The following is a 15758-nucleotide window of genomic DNA, read 5'->3' on the forward strand; positions in this document are numbered from 1 at the left end:
AGGCTAACCAAACTTAGGCGCCAAACCCGCCCCACTCTAAGCCCTCTCAATTACCGCGGCAAGCCCTTGACCACCGCCGATGCACATGGTCACCAGCGCGCGCTTGGCGTCGGTACGGCGCATCCGATGCGCGGCGGTGACGACCATGCGCGCGCCGGTCGCACCCACCGGGTGGCCCAGCGAGATGCCGGATCCCACCGGGTTCACGCGCGGGTCGTCCTCGGAGATACCCCACGCGTCCAGCACCGCGAGCGCCTGGGCGGCAAACGCCTCGTTCAGCTCGATCAGGTCGATGTCGTCGAAGGTCAGGCCGAGGCGGTCGAACACCTTTGTCGTGGCGTCGACAGGCCCGATGCCCATGGTCTCCGGCGCCACGCCCGCCACGGCCCAGCCGCGCAGCACGGCGTAGGGGTCCAGGCCCAGCTCCTCGGCCTTGGCGCGGGTGGTCACGATCATCGCGGCGGCGCCGTCGTTCTGGCCTGAGGCGTTGCCGGCGGTCACCGTGGCACCATCCAGGGACTTACCCATCACCGGGCGCAGCTTAGCCAGCGACTCCTCGGAGGTGCCGGGGCGGATGTGCTCGTCTTTGTCCACCACCACCGGGTCGCCCTTGCGCTGCGGCACCGACACCGGCACGATCTCCGCGTCGAAATCGCCGGCCTCCTCCGCCGCCGCTGCGCGCGCGTGCGACGCCACTGCCAGCTTGTCCTGGCGTTCGCGCTCGATGGAGTACTCCTCGCGCAGGTTCTCCGCGGTCTCAATCATTCCGCCCGGGATCGGGTGGTGCTTGCCGCCCGCCTGCTCGCGGCCTTCCTGCAGGCGGTCCTTCAGCTCCATGGTTCCGCCCTTCGCGCCCCAGCGGATCTTGCCGTCCACGGTGTACTCGGTGTTGGACATGGATTCCGCGCCGCCGGCGACAATCAGGTCGGCGGCACCGGCGGCTACGTGCGCCGCGGCGGTGGCGATCGCTTGCAGCCCGGAGCCGCAGCGGCGGTCCAGCTGCATGCCGGGCACGCCCACCCCCAGTTCGGCGTCGAGCGCGACAACGCGGCCCAGCGCGGGTGCGGCGCCGTTCGGCGAGGCCTGGCCGAGGATGATGTCGTCGATCGCGTCGCCGGAGATCCCGGCATCCTCGATCACGGCCTTGACCACGGTCGCGGCCAGCTCCTGCACCGGCACGCCGACGAACGCGCCGCCGTAGCGCCCCACCGCGGTGCGTTTGGGGTTGCAGATGACAATATCTTTCGGGTCGCTCATGATGTCTCCTTCAGAGTGGTTGTTTGCAGGTCGCGCTCGATCGCGCTCGCCGTCGCCTTAAGCGGGGGCAGCAGCTTATCGACGACCTCCCGGTGCCCCACCGCACCCGCATGGGCCGACAGGTTCACCGCGGCGACGGCCCTGCCGTCGCTGCCGCGGACCGGGCACGCCACGGAGCGCAGGCCCAGTTCGAGTTCTTGGTCGACGATGCAGTAGCCCTGCCTTTGGACGTCGATAAGCAATTGCCTGAGCGCATCTTTGCTGGTGACCGTCTCGGGGGTGATGGGCTCGAGCGCGGTGTCCGCGAGGTAGGCGTCCAACTGCGCGGGCGGGAGGTCGGCGAGCAGCACGCGGCCCATCGACGTCGCGTAAGCGGGAAAGCGCGTGCCGATGGTGATGTTCACGCTCATGATGCGGTCCGCGGCGGCGCGGGCGACGTACACGACGTCGGGGCCGTCGAGGACAGTCAGCGAGCACGACTCGTTGAGCGAGCGCGACAGCGCGTCCAGGTGCGGCTGCGCCATCGCCGGCAGGCCCAGGCTGGACAGGTACGAAAAGCCCAGCTCAAGCGTCTTCGGGGTGAGCCAGAAGACGGTGCCGTCGCTGGCGGCGTACCCCTCGGCGACGAGCGTGTGCAGGAACCTGCGCACCGTCGCACGAGGCAGGCCCGTGGCTTCCGCAACCTGGGCGAGCGTTTGGCGCGGGCGGGCACCGCTGAACGCGCGGATGACCGCCAAGCCCCGGGAGAGGCTCTGTACGAGTTGCACGTCACTACCAGACATGGGTGTGATCCTAGCCGATACAGGTTCGCTTTGTGAACCCTTGTGCAATAGCCGAACAACAGTTACCATGCACACATGATTAACAAGGTGGTTTCTTCAGCGGAGGAGGCGGTCGCCGACATTCCGGACGGCGCCTCCATCGCCGTGGGCGGCTTCGGCCTGGTGGGCATCCCCGCACGGCTCATCGACGCCCTGCGCGCCCAAGGCGCCGGCGATCTCACGATCATTTCCAACAACCTGGGCACCGACGGCTTCGGCCTCGGCCTGCTGCTGGCGGACAAGCGCATCTCCCGCTCCATCGGCTCCTACCTGGGCACGAACAAGGAGTACGCGCGCCAGTACCTCGAGGGCGAGCTGACGGTGGAGTTCACCCCGCAGGGCACCTTGGCCGAACGCATGCGCGCCGGCGGCGCGGGCATCCCGGCGTTCTACACCAAAGCTGGCGTGGGCACCCCGCTGGCCACCGGCGAAATCCCCACCCGCTACAACCCGGACGGCACCATTGCGGAGTACTCCTGCCCGAAGGAACTGCGCGAATTCAACGGCGAGCAGTACGTGATGGAAACCGCACTCACCCCGGACTTCGCGTTCGTGCACGCGCACAAGGCGGACCGCTTTGGCAACCTCGTCTTCTCCAAGACCGCGCAGAACTTCAACCCGGACGCGGCCGTGGCCGGCAAGATCACCGTCGTGCAGGCGGAAGAAGTGGTGGACGAGATCCCCGCGGCCGAAGTGAACCTGCCCGGCATCTACGTCGACCGCGTGGTGGAAGTAGGCCCGCAGGAGACCGGAATCGAATTTAGGACGGTGAGCGAGTAATGGCTTGGACCAGGCAAGAAATGGCCGCGCGTGCAGCCCAGGAGCTGGAAAACGGCCAGTACGTCAACCTGGGCATCGGCATGCCCACCCTCATCCCGGGCTACCTGCCTAAGGACGTTGAGGTGGTGCTCCACTCCGAAAACGGCATCCTCGGCGTGGGCCCCTACCCCACCGACGACGCCGTCGACCCGGAGCTGATCAACGCCGGCAAGGAAACCATCACGGTGGCGCCGGGCGGGTCCTTCTTCGGTTCTTCGACGTCCTTCGGCATGATCCGATCCCGCGCAATCGACGTGGCTGTCCTCGGCGCCATGGAGGTTTCCCAGTACGGCGACCTGGCCAACTGGATGATCCCGGGCAAGATGGTCAAGGGCATGGGCGGCGCGATGGACCTGGTCCACGGCGCCAAGAAGGTCATCCTGCTCATGGAGCACACCACCAAGAAAGGTGCCTCCAAGGTCCTGCCGGAGTGCCGCCTGCCGCTGACCGGCGCGAAGTGCGTGGACCAGATCATCACCAACCTGGCCGTGTTCACCGTGGACGAGAAGCAGGGATTGACCCTGACAGAGGTTGCCCCGGGCGAGACGGTGGAGTCCGTCCGCGAAGCCACCGAGGCCCCGTTCGAGGTGGCCGTGTAAGGCGCGCCCTTAAGGCAACGCAAAGCCCCAGACCACAGCGGCGGTCTGGGGCTTTCGCGTTGCTCGGGCAGAAATTACTGGTAGTCGCGGCCGTGCATCTTTTGGAGCTCAATGCCGTGGCCCTGGCCCGACAGAAACAGGGTGGACGCGTCGAGCTGGAACAGCTGCGGGTTGGACTGCAGGACCATCTTCAGGTCGTCGGCGTCCTTCTGCGCACCCGGCTCGCACGCCATCTTGGTCTCAGTGAAGTCGCTGAGGTGCAGCGCGCCGGTGTTGTCGATCTGGTACTTGGCGGTGCCGGAATTGCAGCCGTCGTTCAAGTGGAGCACACCGTTCTCGCGGAGGTCCAAGGTGATGGCGGTGTTCTTCTTTGCCTGCAGGGTGGTGTCCAGCGCGGCGGTGAGGCGGTCATCCGTGAGGTGATCCGCACCTTCCGGGATCTGCTGGATCAACTCGGAGCCAGCCGGGTTCTCCGGTGCTGGCGCCGGGGCCGGTGCGGGTGCGGGTGCGGGTGCGGGGGTGCCGCCGAGGCCACCGAACAGGTTCGAACTCATCTGCACGAACTGGTCGATGCTGGAGGCTTCGGGACGCTCCTGGGCCTGCTCCTGGGCGTCGGCAGTTCCGACACCCAGGAGGCCGCCGGTGAGCGCGACGGCTGCGGTCGCTGTGGACAATTTCCTTAGGGTCTTGGTTGAAGTAACCATGGCCCACATGCTACCGAGCGCTTCCAGACGAACAAGGGGCTCAAAGGAACTTCAACGCAACTCCAAACTTGTGTTGACCCAGCGCATAGATTTGACACACCCAATGGTTGCGCCAAGAAAACCAAAAACCCGCTGCTCAGGTGGGAGCAGCGGGGGCGCAAGTGGCGTCGACTAGTTTGCAGCAACCTTGGAGAATTCGATGGCCTTGCCCTGGGCCGCGAGCGCGATGGTCTCGTCGTCGAAGCGGTACACCGACGGGTTCGAACGCAGGATCGACTTCAGTTCGTCCGCCTTGTTCATTTTGGTCGGGTCGCACAGGCGCTGCGTCTCGGCGATGGTCCCAACCTTCACGGCACCGGTGCCGTCGATGGAGTACCCGGCGCTGCCGGCATTGCAGCCGTCGAAGAAGGACAGCTTGCCGTCCGGTCCGAAAGTGACCGTCATCGACGCGTCGCCCTTCACCGGCAGCGGCCCCTGCAGAGCAGCCTTCGCCTTCTCTGCCGGCAACGGCTTCGCACCCTCCGGCAGGTTCTTCAGCAGCATGTGAGTACCACCCTTGTTAATCACGGAACCGCTAAAGGCAGACCAACCCATCTGCGTCCAGCCCTCGATGTCGGCCGGGCCGTTGGAAGACATCTGCGCATTGGCGGTGCCTACACCGAAAAAGCCGCCGGCGAGGGCGGCGAGGGCAGTTGCTGCGGACAACGTCTTTACAGTCTTGGAGGTCATGAGCGCCAACCTACCTGGCTTTTCGCGGCACTCAAGGACTTCTACGAAGCTTTTACGCAACCTGGACGCTGCTTTAACTCAACGGCCAGCGAGCGCTAGGGCGGCTTAGAAAAACACCACTTCGTCGCGCTCCAGCCACGCTCCCCTGCCGCTTTCAGAGTCCCAACAGGTCACGCCGGTCTCCTCCACCGCGCACACGAACGGTCCGTGATTGACTACCTCGCCGTATTGCACGACCTCCGCGGATTCGCTGCCCGCGGGCCACACGGAGTCGTCGTAAAGCGGTGGCTCAGTTTGCTCGCGCGGGTAGCCGCCGAGGATCTCCATCATCCATCGCGGCGTTCCTAGCTCACCGATGCCGAATTGCTCGCTTTCCATGAAGGACTTCACGCCGCAGTCGAACATCGGCTCGTCCGCTAGGTTCATCATGCAGCCGATGTTGCCGGACGGGGTGACAAACAGCGCGTTCTGCACGGGACTATCGCCGATGCTCTTGATCGTCCGGGATGGGACGCGCGTTGTCTGGGACGGGGCCGCCGGCGCCCGGGTACGCCAGCGGGGCGTCGGGGATGCCGCTTTGCCTATCGACGTGCTCCGCCTCCCCCGCCGCATCCTGCTTTGCCTGCTTCGTCGGCTCTTCCTCTGCTTTTGGTGCCTCGGTCGCCTCCGGCGCTTCCACGGTTTCGGTCACCGTCACCTGCTCCGGCGCGCCGCTGCAGCCCGCGACCAGGAAGGTCGTGGCAGTAAGGGCTGCGATGGCGTTGCGGTTCATGCCACCGGAGGCTAAGGCCCAATTATTCGGTGCCGATTTGCACAGGCGTAAAAGTTCCTGTCGGCCTCCATCCTGCAAACCCCGAGTAAGCCCTCCCGAGTATGCGCGATTTTGGGCCGTAATAGGGGTCCTTCGCTCGGGGTTTGTGATGCGGTCTGCCTGAGACCGTGACAATCTGCGGGTGAGGTACTACCCTGATTGTTGATACGTCACCAAAAGGAGTGTTTACCAATGAAGGCATTCGGTTTCTTGAGCTTCGGGCACTACGCCTTCGGCGGCCAGCGCGGCCCGTCCGCAGAGAAGATCGCCAAGATCCACCTGGAGATCGCCCAGGCCGCCGACGAGATCGGCGTGAACAACGCGTCCTTCCGCGTCCACCACTTCGTGCCGCAGGCCTCCGCACCAATGCCGCTGCTGGGCGCAGTCGCCGCCACCACCAAGCACATCGAGGTGGGCACCGGCGTGATCGACATGCGCTACGAAAACCCGCTCTACCTCGCCGAAGAGGCCGCCTCCCTGTACCAGCTCTCCGGCGGGCGCGTGGCCCTGGGTGTCTCCCGCGGCGCCCCGGAGGTTGCCGAGCGCGGCTGGGAGGCCTTCGGCTACAAGGGCGAAACCCCCAACGGCGCGGACGTGGCGCGCGCACACCTGGAGACCTTCATGGCCGCGGTGGACGGCAACGGCTTCGCCATCGCAGCGCCGCTGGAGCGGCAGTACCCCAACATGTTCCAGCCCGGCTCCGCCCTGCCGGTCTTTCCCATGGCGCCCGAGCTGCGCAAGCACATCTTCTACGGCTCCGGCACCCACACTTCGGCCGAGCAAACCGCCAAGGACGGGCTGAACCTGATGTCGTCCACCCTGGTCTCCGAGACCACCGCCGAGACCCTGGGCGAGATCCAGGCGGACCAGATCAACCGCTACCGCGCAGCCTGGAAGGAAGCGGGCCACGACTGGACCCCGCGCGTGTCCGTGTCCCGCTCCATCTTCCCCATCGTCGACGGCGCAGACATGCAGCGCTTCGGCATGCAGGCCTCCGGCTCCGACCAGGTTGGGATGCTGCCTGACGTGGGCGCTTCCACCTTCGGCCGCACCTACGCCGCCGAGCCGGACAAACTCATCGAGCAGCTCAAGGCCGACCCGGCCGTCATGGCCGCCGACACGCTGCTGATCACCATCCCCACCGGCATGGGCGTGGACGTCAACGTGAAGATCCTGGAAAACTTCGCCACCCACGTCGCCCCCGCGCTGGGCTGGCAGCCGAACACCGAGGGCCCGGTCACCGGCTACTCGATCGACTAAGTCCCGGGCCTCGGCGGCAGTGACTACCATGACGGCCGATAAGGACAATCCTCGTTTCTACCGACGCCCCTACCACTGACCGCCGAAAGCTCTCCTCCAAGGACCCAAAACGTAATGAAGGACCCAAGCGCACCCCTCACGACGCACACCGACTCCACCGGCGAGTTCGTCATCTACAACACGGAGGACGGACGGACCAAAGTCCAATTACGCCTCATTGAGGGCTCAGTCTGGATGACCCAGGCCGAAATGTCAGAGCTTTTCGATATCAGCCGTTCCAGTGTTAGCGAGCACCTTAAATCTATCTTCAACACTGGCGAACTTAACCGTGATGAAGTTGTTCGGAAATTCCGAAAGGAGCCAGGTCACGCAGGGTATGGACGCACCTTAGAGCATTACAATCTCGACACCATCATGGCCGTCGGTTTCCGCGTACGTGGCCCTCGCGGCAACCAGTTCCGCACTTGGGCAACTACCGTCCTCAAGGAATATCTTGTTAAAGGCTTCGCCCTAAACGACGAGAAGCTGAAAGACCCCCTCGGCGCGGACTATTTTGACGAGCTCCTCGCACGCATCCGGGATATCCGCTCCAGCGAGGCGCGACTCTACCTCGAGCTGCGCAACATCATTGCCCTCGCTGATGACTACGACGCCAGCAGCAAAACCACTCACCGCCTGTTCGCGAAGATCCAGGACAAGCTCCACTACGCCATCACTGGCAACACGGCAGCCGAGATCATCGCGACGCGCTGCGACCCGTCTGCTGACAATCTCGGTCTGACCAACTGGAAGGGCGAAGTGGTCCGCAAAGGTGACGTGACCACTGCGAAGAACTACCTCACTGATGATGAACTGCGCCGGCTGAACTACCTCGTGTCTGGTTTCCTGAACTATGCCCAGGACCAAGCCGAACGCCGCAAGGTTGTCCACATGTCGGACTGGCTGACCAAAGCAGACCAGTTCATCGAGTTCAACGACTACGAACCGCTAAACGACCACGGTCGCATTTCGCGAAAGGACGCGGACAAGCTCGCCGAGGACCGCTACGGTCTCTATGACCAGGGGCGCAAAGAAATCGAGTTCCGCGAAGCAGACCGCAGCCTCGTCGAGGCACTTCAAGAAGCGGATCGGAAACTGATCTCCCAAAGAAAACGTCTCCAGCCACGCAGAAAATCTGACTGAGCCACAAAACGGAAGAAGCGGACGTTCTACCTTGTAAAACGTCCGCTTTCGGTGGAGCCGCCGGGAATTGAACCCGGGTCCTTCATCACCGCGCCAGGGCTTCTCCGTGCGCAGTTCGCACGTTGTCTCTCATCGACCCTCCGGATCAGGCGAACATGTCCGGATGACGGGCCCAGTCAGTGAAAGGTGTCCCTTCCAAGGCCCCACTGACAGAGCCGGAAGGCAAGTCCCCTGAGTCGACGCCAGGTACCGGGTCGGGGACATCCCCGGCCTGACGGACACGCAGGTCGCTGAACCTTTCTATTTAGGCAGCGAGGGCGTAGTCACGCTGAGAGTTCTTCTCTGCGTTTATTAGTTACAGCGACGCTTACGGTGGTCTCCTGCCTGCACCGGCACGCTTCCCCTGGCTAAGTAGATGAAGTCGAAACCAGAATCGACCCCTTCAACTACGAAGAAACGTAGGAGATGGAACTTTACCGCACGCGCCCAAGATGCACAAGAGGCTTTACGACGTAAACGCCGGACGCACCCGGAGGAACTCCACGACGGCGTCCGGTCCGGCGTCGACAGCGAGGCGCGCCGCCTTGGCCACCTCGTCGGCCGCCATCTTGGGCTGGTCGTTGCTGCCGGCGAGCATGTCGGTGTCGGTGCGCCCCGGGTGCAGGGAGGTCACGCGCACCTTGCCGGCCTCCTCCTGCGCCAGGGATTCGGTGAAGCCGCGCAGGGCGAATTTGGACGCGCAGTAGGCGGAGTTTTCGGCCATGCCGTGGAATCCGGCGCCGGAGTTGATGGTGATGATCAGGCCGGAGGAGCGTCGCAAAGCGGGAAGCAACGCGCGGGTGAGCGTGACGGGGGCGAAGAGGTTGACCTCCATCATCTCGCGCCACTTGTCGTCGGTGAGCTCTTCGAGCGGGCCGCCATCCATCACGCCGGCGGCGAGGACGAGCACGTCCAGCTCCTCGATCTTGGCAGCCGCCTCCAAAATCGCGTCGGTGTCGGTGAGGTCCGCCTCGAACGGCTCCGCGCTGGGCAGGGCCGAGACGATGTCGGAGGCGTCCTTCGACGCGCCGGCGTAAACGTGGTGGTCCTTGCCTAGGTCCTCAGCGATGGCGCGGCCGATGCCGCGGGATGCTCCAGTAATCAGTGCCTTCTTCATAGGCACCCACCGTAGCGAAATTAGGCCTTGATGCCCTTGAGCTTGCGGCCCAGATCGCGGGTGATCTCGCGGTCCTCGGTGCGGCGCTTGATGTCGCGGCGCTTGTCGTAGTCCTGCTTACCCTGCGCAAGCCCCAGCTCGACCTTCGCGCGGCCGTCCTTGAGGTAGAGCGACAGCGGGATCAGGGTGCGGTTGCCGTCGCGGACCTTGCCCTCCAGCGAGTCGATCTCGCGGCGGTGCAAAAGCAGCTTGCGGGTGCGGCGCGGCGGGTGGTTGGTCCAGTGGCCGCGGGAGTACTCCGGGATGTGCATGTTGCGCAGCCAGACCTCGCCGTTGTCGATGGTGGCGAATGCCTCCACCAGCGACACCTTGCCCTCGCGCAGCGCCTTGATTTCGGTGCCCTGCAGCACCAGGCCGCACTCCCAGGTGTCCAAGATGTGGTAGTCATGGCGAGCTTTCCGGTTGGTGGCAAGCACACCGGTGTTGGAAAGCTTCTGCTTCTTGTTCTTCTTGGACATAAGAGCGCCAAGTGTACTACTTGCGCACGTAAGAGCGAAGCGCCACCTGCGCGGCCAGCCCGCCGAGCACCATGGCGACCAGGCCCACCAGCGGCATGACCACCCACACGGTGCTGTCCGGCACGCGCGCGATGAGCTGGTTGGCGTAGAGGTCCCCCAACAGCGGGTCCACGATGAGCTGCTTGCCGGCCCACACGCCGACGGTGGCTAGCACCGCGCCGATGAGCACGGACAGCACCGCCTCCAGCACGAACGGCGCCTGGGTGAACCAGCGCGAGGCGCCCACCATGCGCATGATGCCGATCTGCTCGCGACGGTTGTAGGCGGCCAGCTGCACCATGTTGGAGATGAGGAACACCGCAGCCAGCGCCTGCGCCGCAGCCACGGCGAACGCCACGTTGCGGAAGGTGTTCAGCGTCCCGGCCGCCGAGCGCACGGTGTCCGCCTGGTCGGAGATGACCTCCACCTGCTCCATGTCGCGGATCTTGTCCAGCGGCGAGGTGTCGGTCGGGTCCGCCAGGCGCACGTGCAGCGCGGCCGGCAGGGCGTCTGGGGCGGTCTCGCGCACCAGCTCCGGCTCGGACTCCTGGAACAGTTCCTTGAATCGCTCGTAGGACTGCTCGCGGGAGCGGAAGGTCACCTGCTCCACGCGGTCGTCCGCCTGCAGGGTGTCGCGGACCTGCTTGCAGCGGTCCGAGGAGCAGTCCTGGTCGTTAGCGGAGATGTCCTCGTCCAGCTCCACCATCACCTCGACGCGGTCTAAGTACAGGTCCTTCGTCTGCGTAGTGGCTTTGGAAATCAGCACGCCGGTGCCCACCAGCACCAGCGACAGCGCGGTGGTGATGATCAGCGCGATGGTCATGGTGAGGTTGCGGCCCAGGCCCTTGACACCCTCACGGAAAATAAACTCCCAGTTCACGGCTACCTCCTCACGTCCCCGTACACGCCGTTTTCCTCGTCGCGCACGATCTTGCCCAGCTGCAGCTCAACCACGCGTTTGCGCATCTCGTCCACCGCTCGCGCGTTGTGCGTGGACATGATCACTGTGGTGCCCATGCGGTTAATGCGTGCGAGCAAGGCCATGATTTCGTCGGCGGTGCCGGGGTCGAGGTTGCCCGTCGGTTCGTCGCAAAGCATGAGCTTTGGCTTATCGACGAAAGCTCTCGCAATAGCCACGCGCTGCTGCTCACCACCGGACAGCTCCCGCGGCATGCGGTTGGCTTTGGCGCCGAGTCCGACGAGCTCGAGCGCGTCAGGGACGAGTTTGGCGATGCGGTTTTTCGGCTTGCCGATGACCTCGAGCGCGAACGCGACGTTGTCGTAGACACTCAAGTTCGGCAGCAGACGGAAGTCCTGGAACACGTAGCCGATGGACTGGCGCAGCTTGTTCACCTGCTTGCCGCCCAGGGCGTTGACGTGGAAGTCGTTGAAGAAGATGTCGCCCGAAGAGACGTTTTCTTCGCGGATCAAAAGCTGCAGGAAGGTGGACTTGCCGGAGCCGGACGCGCCGATGAGGAACACGAACTCACCGTCGGGGATGTCGAGCGTGACGTCGTCGAGCGCGGGGCGCGTGGACGTCGGGTACGCCTTGGTCACATGGTCGAATCGGATCACGCGACACACCTTACCTGTTACTGATGTGACTGTAGTGGTGGTTGGCGGCGGGCCGGCAGACGAGGACGCGCGCCCCAAGACACATCGCGGCGGAATCTGTCAGACGGACCCCATCGCCCCAGGTCGATGCAAGAGGCTGCCGCAATCTGTCAGGAGCCGGCCCCATGGGAAATCCCACCTGCAAAACAGGTGGGATTGCCCGGCGCCGTTAAGGCAGCGTCTTAGTCGTTGACGTAGAGGTACTGCTTGTTCACAAACTCGTCGAGCGCGAACACGGACAGCTCGCGGCCGAAGCCGGAGCGCTTCACGCCGCCGAACGGCAGGACTGCAGAGAAGTACTGGCCGAGGTTGACGTGGATCATGCCAGTGTCGATCTGGTCCGCGACCTTGATGGCGCGCTCAGTGTCGTCGGAGAAGACCGCGCCGCCGAGGCCCTGGTAGGAGTTGTTGGCCAGCTCCACGGCCTCTTCCTCGGAAGCTACCTTGTAGATCTCCGCGACCGGGCCGAAGAACTCCTCGTAGTAGACGTCGGAGCCGACCGGCAGATCGGTCAGCACCGCCGGGGAGTAGTAGGCGGAGTTGTCCTCCAGCTCTCCGCCAGTGCGCAGCTTCGCACCCTTCTCCACAGCGCGCTTGACCTGGTCATCCAGCAGCTCTGCCGCGCGACGGGAGGACATCGGGTAGTACTCATTTTCGCCCGGGTTGGACGGATCGCCCTTCTTGTAGCCCTCGGCGATTGCCACCATCTCGTTCACGAACTGGTCGTAGATGTCCTCCATGACGATGATGCGCTTGTTGGAGGTGCAGGCCTGGCCGGCGTTGTGCACGCGCTTGTCCCACGCCTCCTGGGCGGCGGCCTTGACGTCGGCGGCGTCGAGGATGACGTACGGGTCGGTGCCGCCGAGCTCGAGCACGACCTTCTTCAGGTTCTTGCCCGCGGTCTCGGCGACCTTGGCGCCGGCGCGCTCGGAGCCGGTGAGCGAGACGCCCTGGACGCGCGGGTCCGCGATGATGGTCTCGATCTGCTCGTGGGTGGCGTAGACGTTGATGTACACACCGTCCGGCAGGCCGGCGTCCTTGAGCACCTGCTCGAAGGCGGCAGCGGACTTCGGGGTGATCTCGGCGTGCTTGAGGATGATGCAGTTGCCGTTCATCAGGTTCGGACCGGCGAAACGCGCGATCTGGTAGATCGGGTAGTTCCACGGCATGATGCCGAGCAGCGTGCCCAGCGGCAGGCGGCGCACGACAGCCTTGCCGCCCGGGACGTCGACCTTTTTGTCGGCGGAGTGCTCGGCGGCGTTATCTGCGTAGAACTGCAGGATGTCGCCGGAGAAGTTCATCTCCCACTCGCCCTCCGGAATGGGCTTGCCCATCTCTTCGGCGGCGATCTGCGCCAGCTCGTTTGCGCGCTCCTTGAGCAGCTGCGCTGCCTTGCCGACGATCTCCGCCCGCTCCTCGTAGGAGGTGTTGCGCCAGGTCTTGAACGCTTCCTCGGAGCGGTTTAGGATGTCCTGGATCTCCTGGTCGGTGGCGAATTCGAAGGTCTCCACGACCTCGTTGGTCACGGGGTTCTGCACGCGGTACTGGTTGGACATTGTGTTCCTTTCGGGGTTCGGTTTATATCGGTTGTGAACTCTATCACTATGCGCCGGGCCTGTAAGCGCCGTCGCTCATTTTGATGCCTTGGTCCTGGCCCATGTAAGAGGTTTCCTGCGTCAGCGCGTCGAGAAGCGTCTTGTGGTTTTCCTCCACAACCTGCGCCAGCACCTCCGGGTTGGCGCGCAGCAGGTCGAAGCGTTGCTGCACGAGCGGGAGGTCCAGCTCGGCAAACGGGCGGGACACGGCGTGCGGCACGTCGTAGATGTCGGCCACCTCGTCGCCGTGCATGAGGCGGGTGGCGGTGTACATCCAGTCGTCGATGGACTCGTCCGGGAACGGCAGCAGCTCCTTGGCGTTGGTGCGGAAGCCGTTGAACAGCGCTTCCACCAGTGCGTGCGACGCGTCGTTCGGCTCGCCGTCGACGAAGTGGATCGCGTCGATGGTCTCCTGGGAGGCGTCGATGTCCGTCTCCGGCTCGAGGAGGTCGCCCGGGATGCCCAGCATCAGGCCCACGACCCGCCACAGGTAGAACAGGTCCTGCTCCTCCTCCAGGGAAAGGCGGTAGCCGAGGTTCCGGAGGTAGGTGAACGCGATGTAGGTGAAGTCGAACCAGGTGCGGAACATGTCCAGCTCGGAAATCGGCGCGCCCCACTCGGAGTAGTCAAGGCCGAGCTGCGTCTGCACGCGGCGCACGTGCGCGTGCATCGCGCGGACCATGCCGGTGTGGATGTAGCTGACGTTGCCCGGCTTGAGCCCGTCCTTCAGGTACACCGAGTAGATCCAGTTGGTGGTGTATGCCAGGCGGTGCACGGCTCCCTCGGTGAGCTCGCCGGTGTTGACCAGGATGTCGGCGATGGACGGCGCCGAGTAGGTGTGGATCAGCGCGCCCGGGCCGAGCGAGAGGTTCTGCGCCAGCACCGGGATCGCCAGCGCAGCCTTCTGGCCGCGCTCAAGCCGCTCCCAGTCCACGCCGTCGAGGGCGGCATTCATGTCGTCGATAAGCGCCTTGACCTCGGGCAGCGTATCGGCGTCCGCCTCGCCGCGCGCAAGTGCCGCGCGCAGGTTCGGCATGATGTCCTTGGCCTTGTTGCCGCTGGTGTACAGCGCGTCGGCGATCGGGTCCATCGCCCAAAACGCCTGCTCGAATCGCTTCGCGCGTTCCTCGCCGAACTTCTCGACGAAAGCTTCGCGGCTCCCACGTGCCACCGGCCAATCAGTTCGGTTGTAGTGGTCCTGCGCGAGCGGGTTGTCAACGAATGTCTGAGTCATAATCGTGCTCCTTGGGTGTTGGGGCCGGCTCGCGCGGGCTAGCGCAGGCCTTCTTTGGATGTGTCGTGCAGCCTGTACTCGGCCTTGACGTGCGGGGCCTTCTCGGCGACGTAGTCCTCGATCTGCTTGAACACGTCGGACCACGGCGGCTTGCCGTCCGCGGCCTTCTTCGCCTTCGCGGCCTGGGCGCCGGGCAGCTTGTCGCGCACGCGGTAGATCACGGCCTCGGCCTTCGCCTTGAGCAGGAAAGCGATCTTCCAGTGCAGGTACGGAGTGCCCTCGAACCGGGAGCCCTTGACCATGAACTTGGTGTCCTCGTCGCCGATGATCAAGGACAGTGCGCCGAGCACCTGCGCCGGCATCTTCGGGTCCAGGTCCTCCAAGATGCCCATCAGGGCGGTTGCCACACGCACGTGGTAGTCCGAGGAGTAGCCGCCGTTGGCGTAGATGAAGTCCGTCATCTTGCGCATCTCGTCGCCGGTCTTCGGGATCAGGCGCTCTTCGGCACCCATGAGGTAGAGCACCCACGCCCAGTACATGGCCACGTCGTCCCACTCCTCGCCGGTGTGCGGGCGGCCGAAGAACTCGTCCACACCGATCGGCATGAGCGCGAACCAGCCCTCGCCGGAGACGAGGAAGGACGAGCCGATGGGGCGGCCGAACTCGTTGTAGTGGTCCGGGCCCCACAGCTTTTCCAGGCCGCGGTTGGCCTGGGCGTGCAAAAGACGCACGCGCACGGCGGCCTTCAGGCCGTCGCTGTAGCGGTCGAACACGCCCTTTTTGCCCAGGTCCACGAAGAACTTCACCGTCTCGATGATGCGGGTGAAGGACTCGATCTCGAACATGGCGGTCTCGCCGGTGGCCGCGGAGGTGCGGTCCTCCATCGTGGTGGCCCAGTAGGCGAAGCCGATGGAAAGCAGCTCCGCGGACGGCGTGACGTTGTAGTAGGCAATGCGGCCGCGCTCGGCGGCTTCCAGGTCGATCCAGTCCGGGATGTTGTCCACCTCGGCGAAAAACTCCACCAGCTCCGGCGACGGGTCGGCGACCTTGTCAATGCCCTGGTTCAGCGCTGTTTCAAAGTCGGCGCGGGACTTCTCTGCCCCGTCGCGCTTGAACGCCTCGGCGAGTTTGGCTCCGGTTTCGTCGGTTTGCCACATGTGGTCGTCCAGAAGCTTTGTCTGGAAGCTGGTGTAGCCCTCCCACTCGTCGGCGACGGTGTGCCAGCGGTCGAACAAGTTGTGGCGCAGCGTCGCCCAGCCCGGCCGGCGCGTGCGGCGCTTTGGCGCCGGGCGAAGCGGCATGCCGTCCCGGTAGAAGTAGCGGAAATCCTCGAAGGGATTGTCCGACATCGGGAGGATTTCCGGGTGCACCGGATGTTGGTATTGATGCTCCTCGCGAGCATCGGTGCTGGCAGTCATTC

17 protein-coding genes and 1 other RNA gene are annotated in these 15758 nt (G+C 64.6%); 4 read left to right on the forward strand and 14 right to left on the reverse strand.

The window, feature by feature from the left end:
- Positions 1–36: 36 nt before the first annotated feature.
- Together ACF3NP_RS06950 and ACF3NP_RS06955 are read right to left on the reverse strand one after the other, a co-directional pair.
- A complete protein-coding gene (locus tag ACF3NP_RS06950) occupies positions 37–1257 on the reverse strand; it encodes an acetyl-CoA C-acetyltransferase (protein ID WP_392398541.1) in 1221 nt (406 codons plus the stop codon).
- Positions 1254–2039 carry an IclR family transcriptional regulator domain-containing protein gene (locus ACF3NP_RS06955; RefSeq protein WP_392398542.1) on the reverse strand — a complete coding sequence of 262 codons (786 nt, stop codon included), beginning with the start codon at positions 2037–2039 and terminating at the stop codon, positions 1254–1256. The genes ACF3NP_RS06950 and ACF3NP_RS06955 overlap by 4 nt, the downstream gene beginning before the upstream one ends.
- A gap of 75 nt (positions 2040–2114) precedes the next feature.
- Here ACF3NP_RS06955 and ACF3NP_RS06960 point away from each other — a divergent pair, with 75 nt between their 5' ends.
- Both ACF3NP_RS06960 and ACF3NP_RS06965 read left to right on the forward strand, forming a co-directional pair.
- Positions 2115–2858, forward strand: coding sequence for a CoA transferase subunit A (locus ACF3NP_RS06960; RefSeq protein WP_392398543.1), 744 nt, complete (start codon positions 2115–2117; stop codon positions 2856–2858).
- Positions 2858–3496, forward strand: a complete 639-nt coding sequence (locus tag ACF3NP_RS06965; RefSeq protein WP_181890015.1) for a CoA transferase subunit B — start codon at positions 2858–2860, stop codon at positions 3494–3496. Before ACF3NP_RS06960 ends, ACF3NP_RS06965 begins: the two co-directional genes overlap by 1 nt.
- 74 nt (positions 3497–3570) lie before the next feature.
- On the opposite strand, the gene ACF3NP_RS06970 is transcribed toward ACF3NP_RS06965, so the two are convergent.
- The 4 genes from ACF3NP_RS06970 to ACF3NP_RS06985 all read right to left on the reverse strand — a co-directional run bounded on the left by ACF3NP_RS06970 (position 3571) and on the right by ACF3NP_RS06985 (position 5701).
- Positions 3571–4170: an META domain-containing protein gene (locus ACF3NP_RS06970; RefSeq protein ID WP_392398544.1), complete on the reverse strand. Its 600-nt coding sequence runs from the start codon at positions 4168–4170 to the stop codon at positions 3571–3573.
- 201 nt (positions 4171–4371) lie between these two features.
- The gene (locus tag ACF3NP_RS06975; RefSeq protein WP_181890013.1) at positions 4372–4929 is read right to left on the reverse strand and encodes an META domain-containing protein; all 558 of its coding nucleotides are present in this window, start codon (positions 4927–4929) and stop codon (positions 4372–4374) included.
- A 105-nt stretch (positions 4930–5034) separates the two neighbouring features.
- Positions 5035–5403, reverse strand: a complete 369-nt coding sequence (locus ACF3NP_RS06980; protein WP_181890012.1) for a hypothetical protein — start codon at positions 5401–5403, stop codon at positions 5035–5037.
- Positions 5404–5407: 4 nt separating this feature from the next.
- The gene (locus ACF3NP_RS06985) at positions 5408–5701 is read right to left on the reverse strand and encodes a hypothetical protein (protein ID WP_181890011.1); all 294 of its coding nucleotides are present in this window, start codon (positions 5699–5701) and stop codon (positions 5408–5410) included.
- 231 nt (positions 5702–5932) lie between these two features.
- Between ACF3NP_RS06985 and ACF3NP_RS06990 the strand changes: the two genes are divergently transcribed.
- Together ACF3NP_RS06990 and rhuM are read left to right on the forward strand one after the other, a co-directional pair.
- Positions 5933–7000, forward strand: coding sequence for an LLM class flavin-dependent oxidoreductase (locus ACF3NP_RS06990; protein WP_181890010.1), 1068 nt, complete (start codon positions 5933–5935; stop codon positions 6998–7000).
- 114 nt (positions 7001–7114) lie between these two features.
- Positions 7115–8182, forward strand: coding sequence for a RhuM family protein (rhuM, locus tag ACF3NP_RS06995; protein ID WP_181890009.1), 1068 nt, complete (start codon positions 7115–7117; stop codon positions 8180–8182).
- A gap of 49 nt (positions 8183–8231) precedes the next feature.
- Here rhuM and ssrA read toward each other — a convergent pair.
- The 8 genes from ssrA to ACF3NP_RS07035 all read right to left on the reverse strand — a co-directional run bounded on the left by ssrA (position 8232) and on the right by ACF3NP_RS07035 (position 15756).
- Positions 8232–8623: a transfer-messenger RNA gene (gene ssrA, locus ACF3NP_RS07000) on the reverse strand.
- A gap of 64 nt (positions 8624–8687) precedes the next feature.
- Positions 8688–9338 carry an SDR family oxidoreductase gene (locus ACF3NP_RS07005; RefSeq protein ID WP_181890008.1) on the reverse strand — a complete coding sequence of 217 codons (651 nt, stop codon included), beginning with the start codon at positions 9336–9338 and terminating at the stop codon, positions 8688–8690.
- 20 nt (positions 9339–9358) lie between these two features.
- Positions 9359–9856, reverse strand: coding sequence for an SsrA-binding protein SmpB (gene smpB / locus ACF3NP_RS07010; RefSeq protein WP_063937186.1), 498 nt, complete (start codon positions 9854–9856; stop codon positions 9359–9361).
- A 16-nt stretch (positions 9857–9872) separates the two neighbouring features.
- Positions 9873–10775, reverse strand: a complete 903-nt coding sequence (gene ftsX / locus ACF3NP_RS07015) for a permease-like cell division protein FtsX (protein WP_181890007.1) — start codon at positions 10773–10775, stop codon at positions 9873–9875.
- Positions 10776–10777: 2 nt separating this feature from the next.
- On the reverse strand, positions 10778–11470 hold the full coding sequence (ftsE, locus tag ACF3NP_RS07020) for a cell division ATP-binding protein FtsE (RefSeq protein ID WP_181890006.1): 693 nt from the start codon (positions 11468–11470) through the stop codon (positions 10778–10780).
- A gap of 221 nt (positions 11471–11691) precedes the next feature.
- Positions 11692–13065, reverse strand: coding sequence for an NAD-dependent succinate-semialdehyde dehydrogenase (locus tag ACF3NP_RS07025; RefSeq protein ID WP_181890005.1), 1374 nt, complete (start codon positions 13063–13065; stop codon positions 11692–11694).
- Positions 13066–13111: 46 nt separating this feature from the next.
- Positions 13112–14338 carry an oxygenase MpaB family protein gene (locus ACF3NP_RS07030; protein WP_181890004.1) on the reverse strand — a complete coding sequence of 409 codons (1227 nt, stop codon included), beginning with the start codon at positions 14336–14338 and terminating at the stop codon, positions 13112–13114.
- Positions 14339–14376: 38 nt separating this feature from the next.
- Complete coding sequence (locus tag ACF3NP_RS07035) at positions 14377–15756, reverse strand: oxygenase MpaB family protein (protein WP_236883599.1); 1380 nt, start codon at positions 15754–15756, stop codon at positions 14377–14379.
- Positions 15757–15758 lie beyond the last annotated feature (2 nt).

The sequence above is a fragment of the Corynebacterium lehmanniae genome, assembly GCF_043161975.1.
Taxonomy (GTDB): domain Bacteria; phylum Actinomycetota; class Actinomycetes; order Mycobacteriales; family Mycobacteriaceae; genus Corynebacterium; species Corynebacterium lehmanniae.

Excerpts from the sequence above, each read along its gene's own strand:
- ACF3NP_RS06990 (WP_181890010.1), top strand. The coding sequence starts at position 5,933 with ATGAAGGCATTCGGTTTCTTGAGCTTCGGGCACTACGCCTTCGGCGGC.
- ACF3NP_RS07030 (WP_181890004.1), bottom strand. The coding sequence starts at position 14,338 with ATGACTCAGACATTCGTTGACAACCCGCTCGCGCAGGACCACTACAAC.
- smpB (WP_063937186.1), bottom strand. The coding sequence starts at position 9,856 with ATGTCCAAGAAGAACAAGAAGCAGAAGCTTTCCAACACCGGTGTGCTT.
- ACF3NP_RS07025 (WP_181890005.1), bottom strand. The coding sequence starts at position 13,065 with ATGTCCAACCAGTACCGCGTGCAGAACCCCGTGACCAACGAGGTCGTG.
- ACF3NP_RS06955 (WP_392398542.1), bottom strand. The coding sequence starts at position 2,039 with ATGTCTGGTAGTGACGTGCAACTCGTACAGAGCCTCTCCCGGGGCTTG.
- ACF3NP_RS07035 (WP_236883599.1), bottom strand. The coding sequence starts at position 15,756 with ATGACTGCCAGCACCGATGCTCGCGAGGAGCATCAATACCAACATCCG.
- ACF3NP_RS06950 (WP_392398541.1), bottom strand. The coding sequence starts at position 1,257 with ATGAGCGACCCGAAAGATATTGTCATCTGCAACCCCAAACGCACCGCG.
- rhuM (WP_181890009.1), top strand. The coding sequence starts at position 7,115 with ATGAAGGACCCAAGCGCACCCCTCACGACGCACACCGACTCCACCGGC.
- ACF3NP_RS06985 (WP_181890011.1), bottom strand. The coding sequence starts at position 5,701 with ATGAACCGCAACGCCATCGCAGCCCTTACTGCCACGACCTTCCTGGTC.
- ACF3NP_RS07005 (WP_181890008.1), bottom strand. The coding sequence starts at position 9,338 with ATGAAGAAGGCACTGATTACTGGAGCATCCCGCGGCATCGGCCGCGCC.
- ACF3NP_RS06960 (WP_392398543.1), top strand. The coding sequence starts at position 2,115 with ATGATTAACAAGGTGGTTTCTTCAGCGGAGGAGGCGGTCGCCGACATT.
- ACF3NP_RS06975 (WP_181890013.1), bottom strand. The coding sequence starts at position 4,929 with ATGACCTCCAAGACTGTAAAGACGTTGTCCGCAGCAACTGCCCTCGCC.
- ACF3NP_RS06965 (WP_181890015.1), top strand. The coding sequence starts at position 2,858 with ATGGCTTGGACCAGGCAAGAAATGGCCGCGCGTGCAGCCCAGGAGCTG.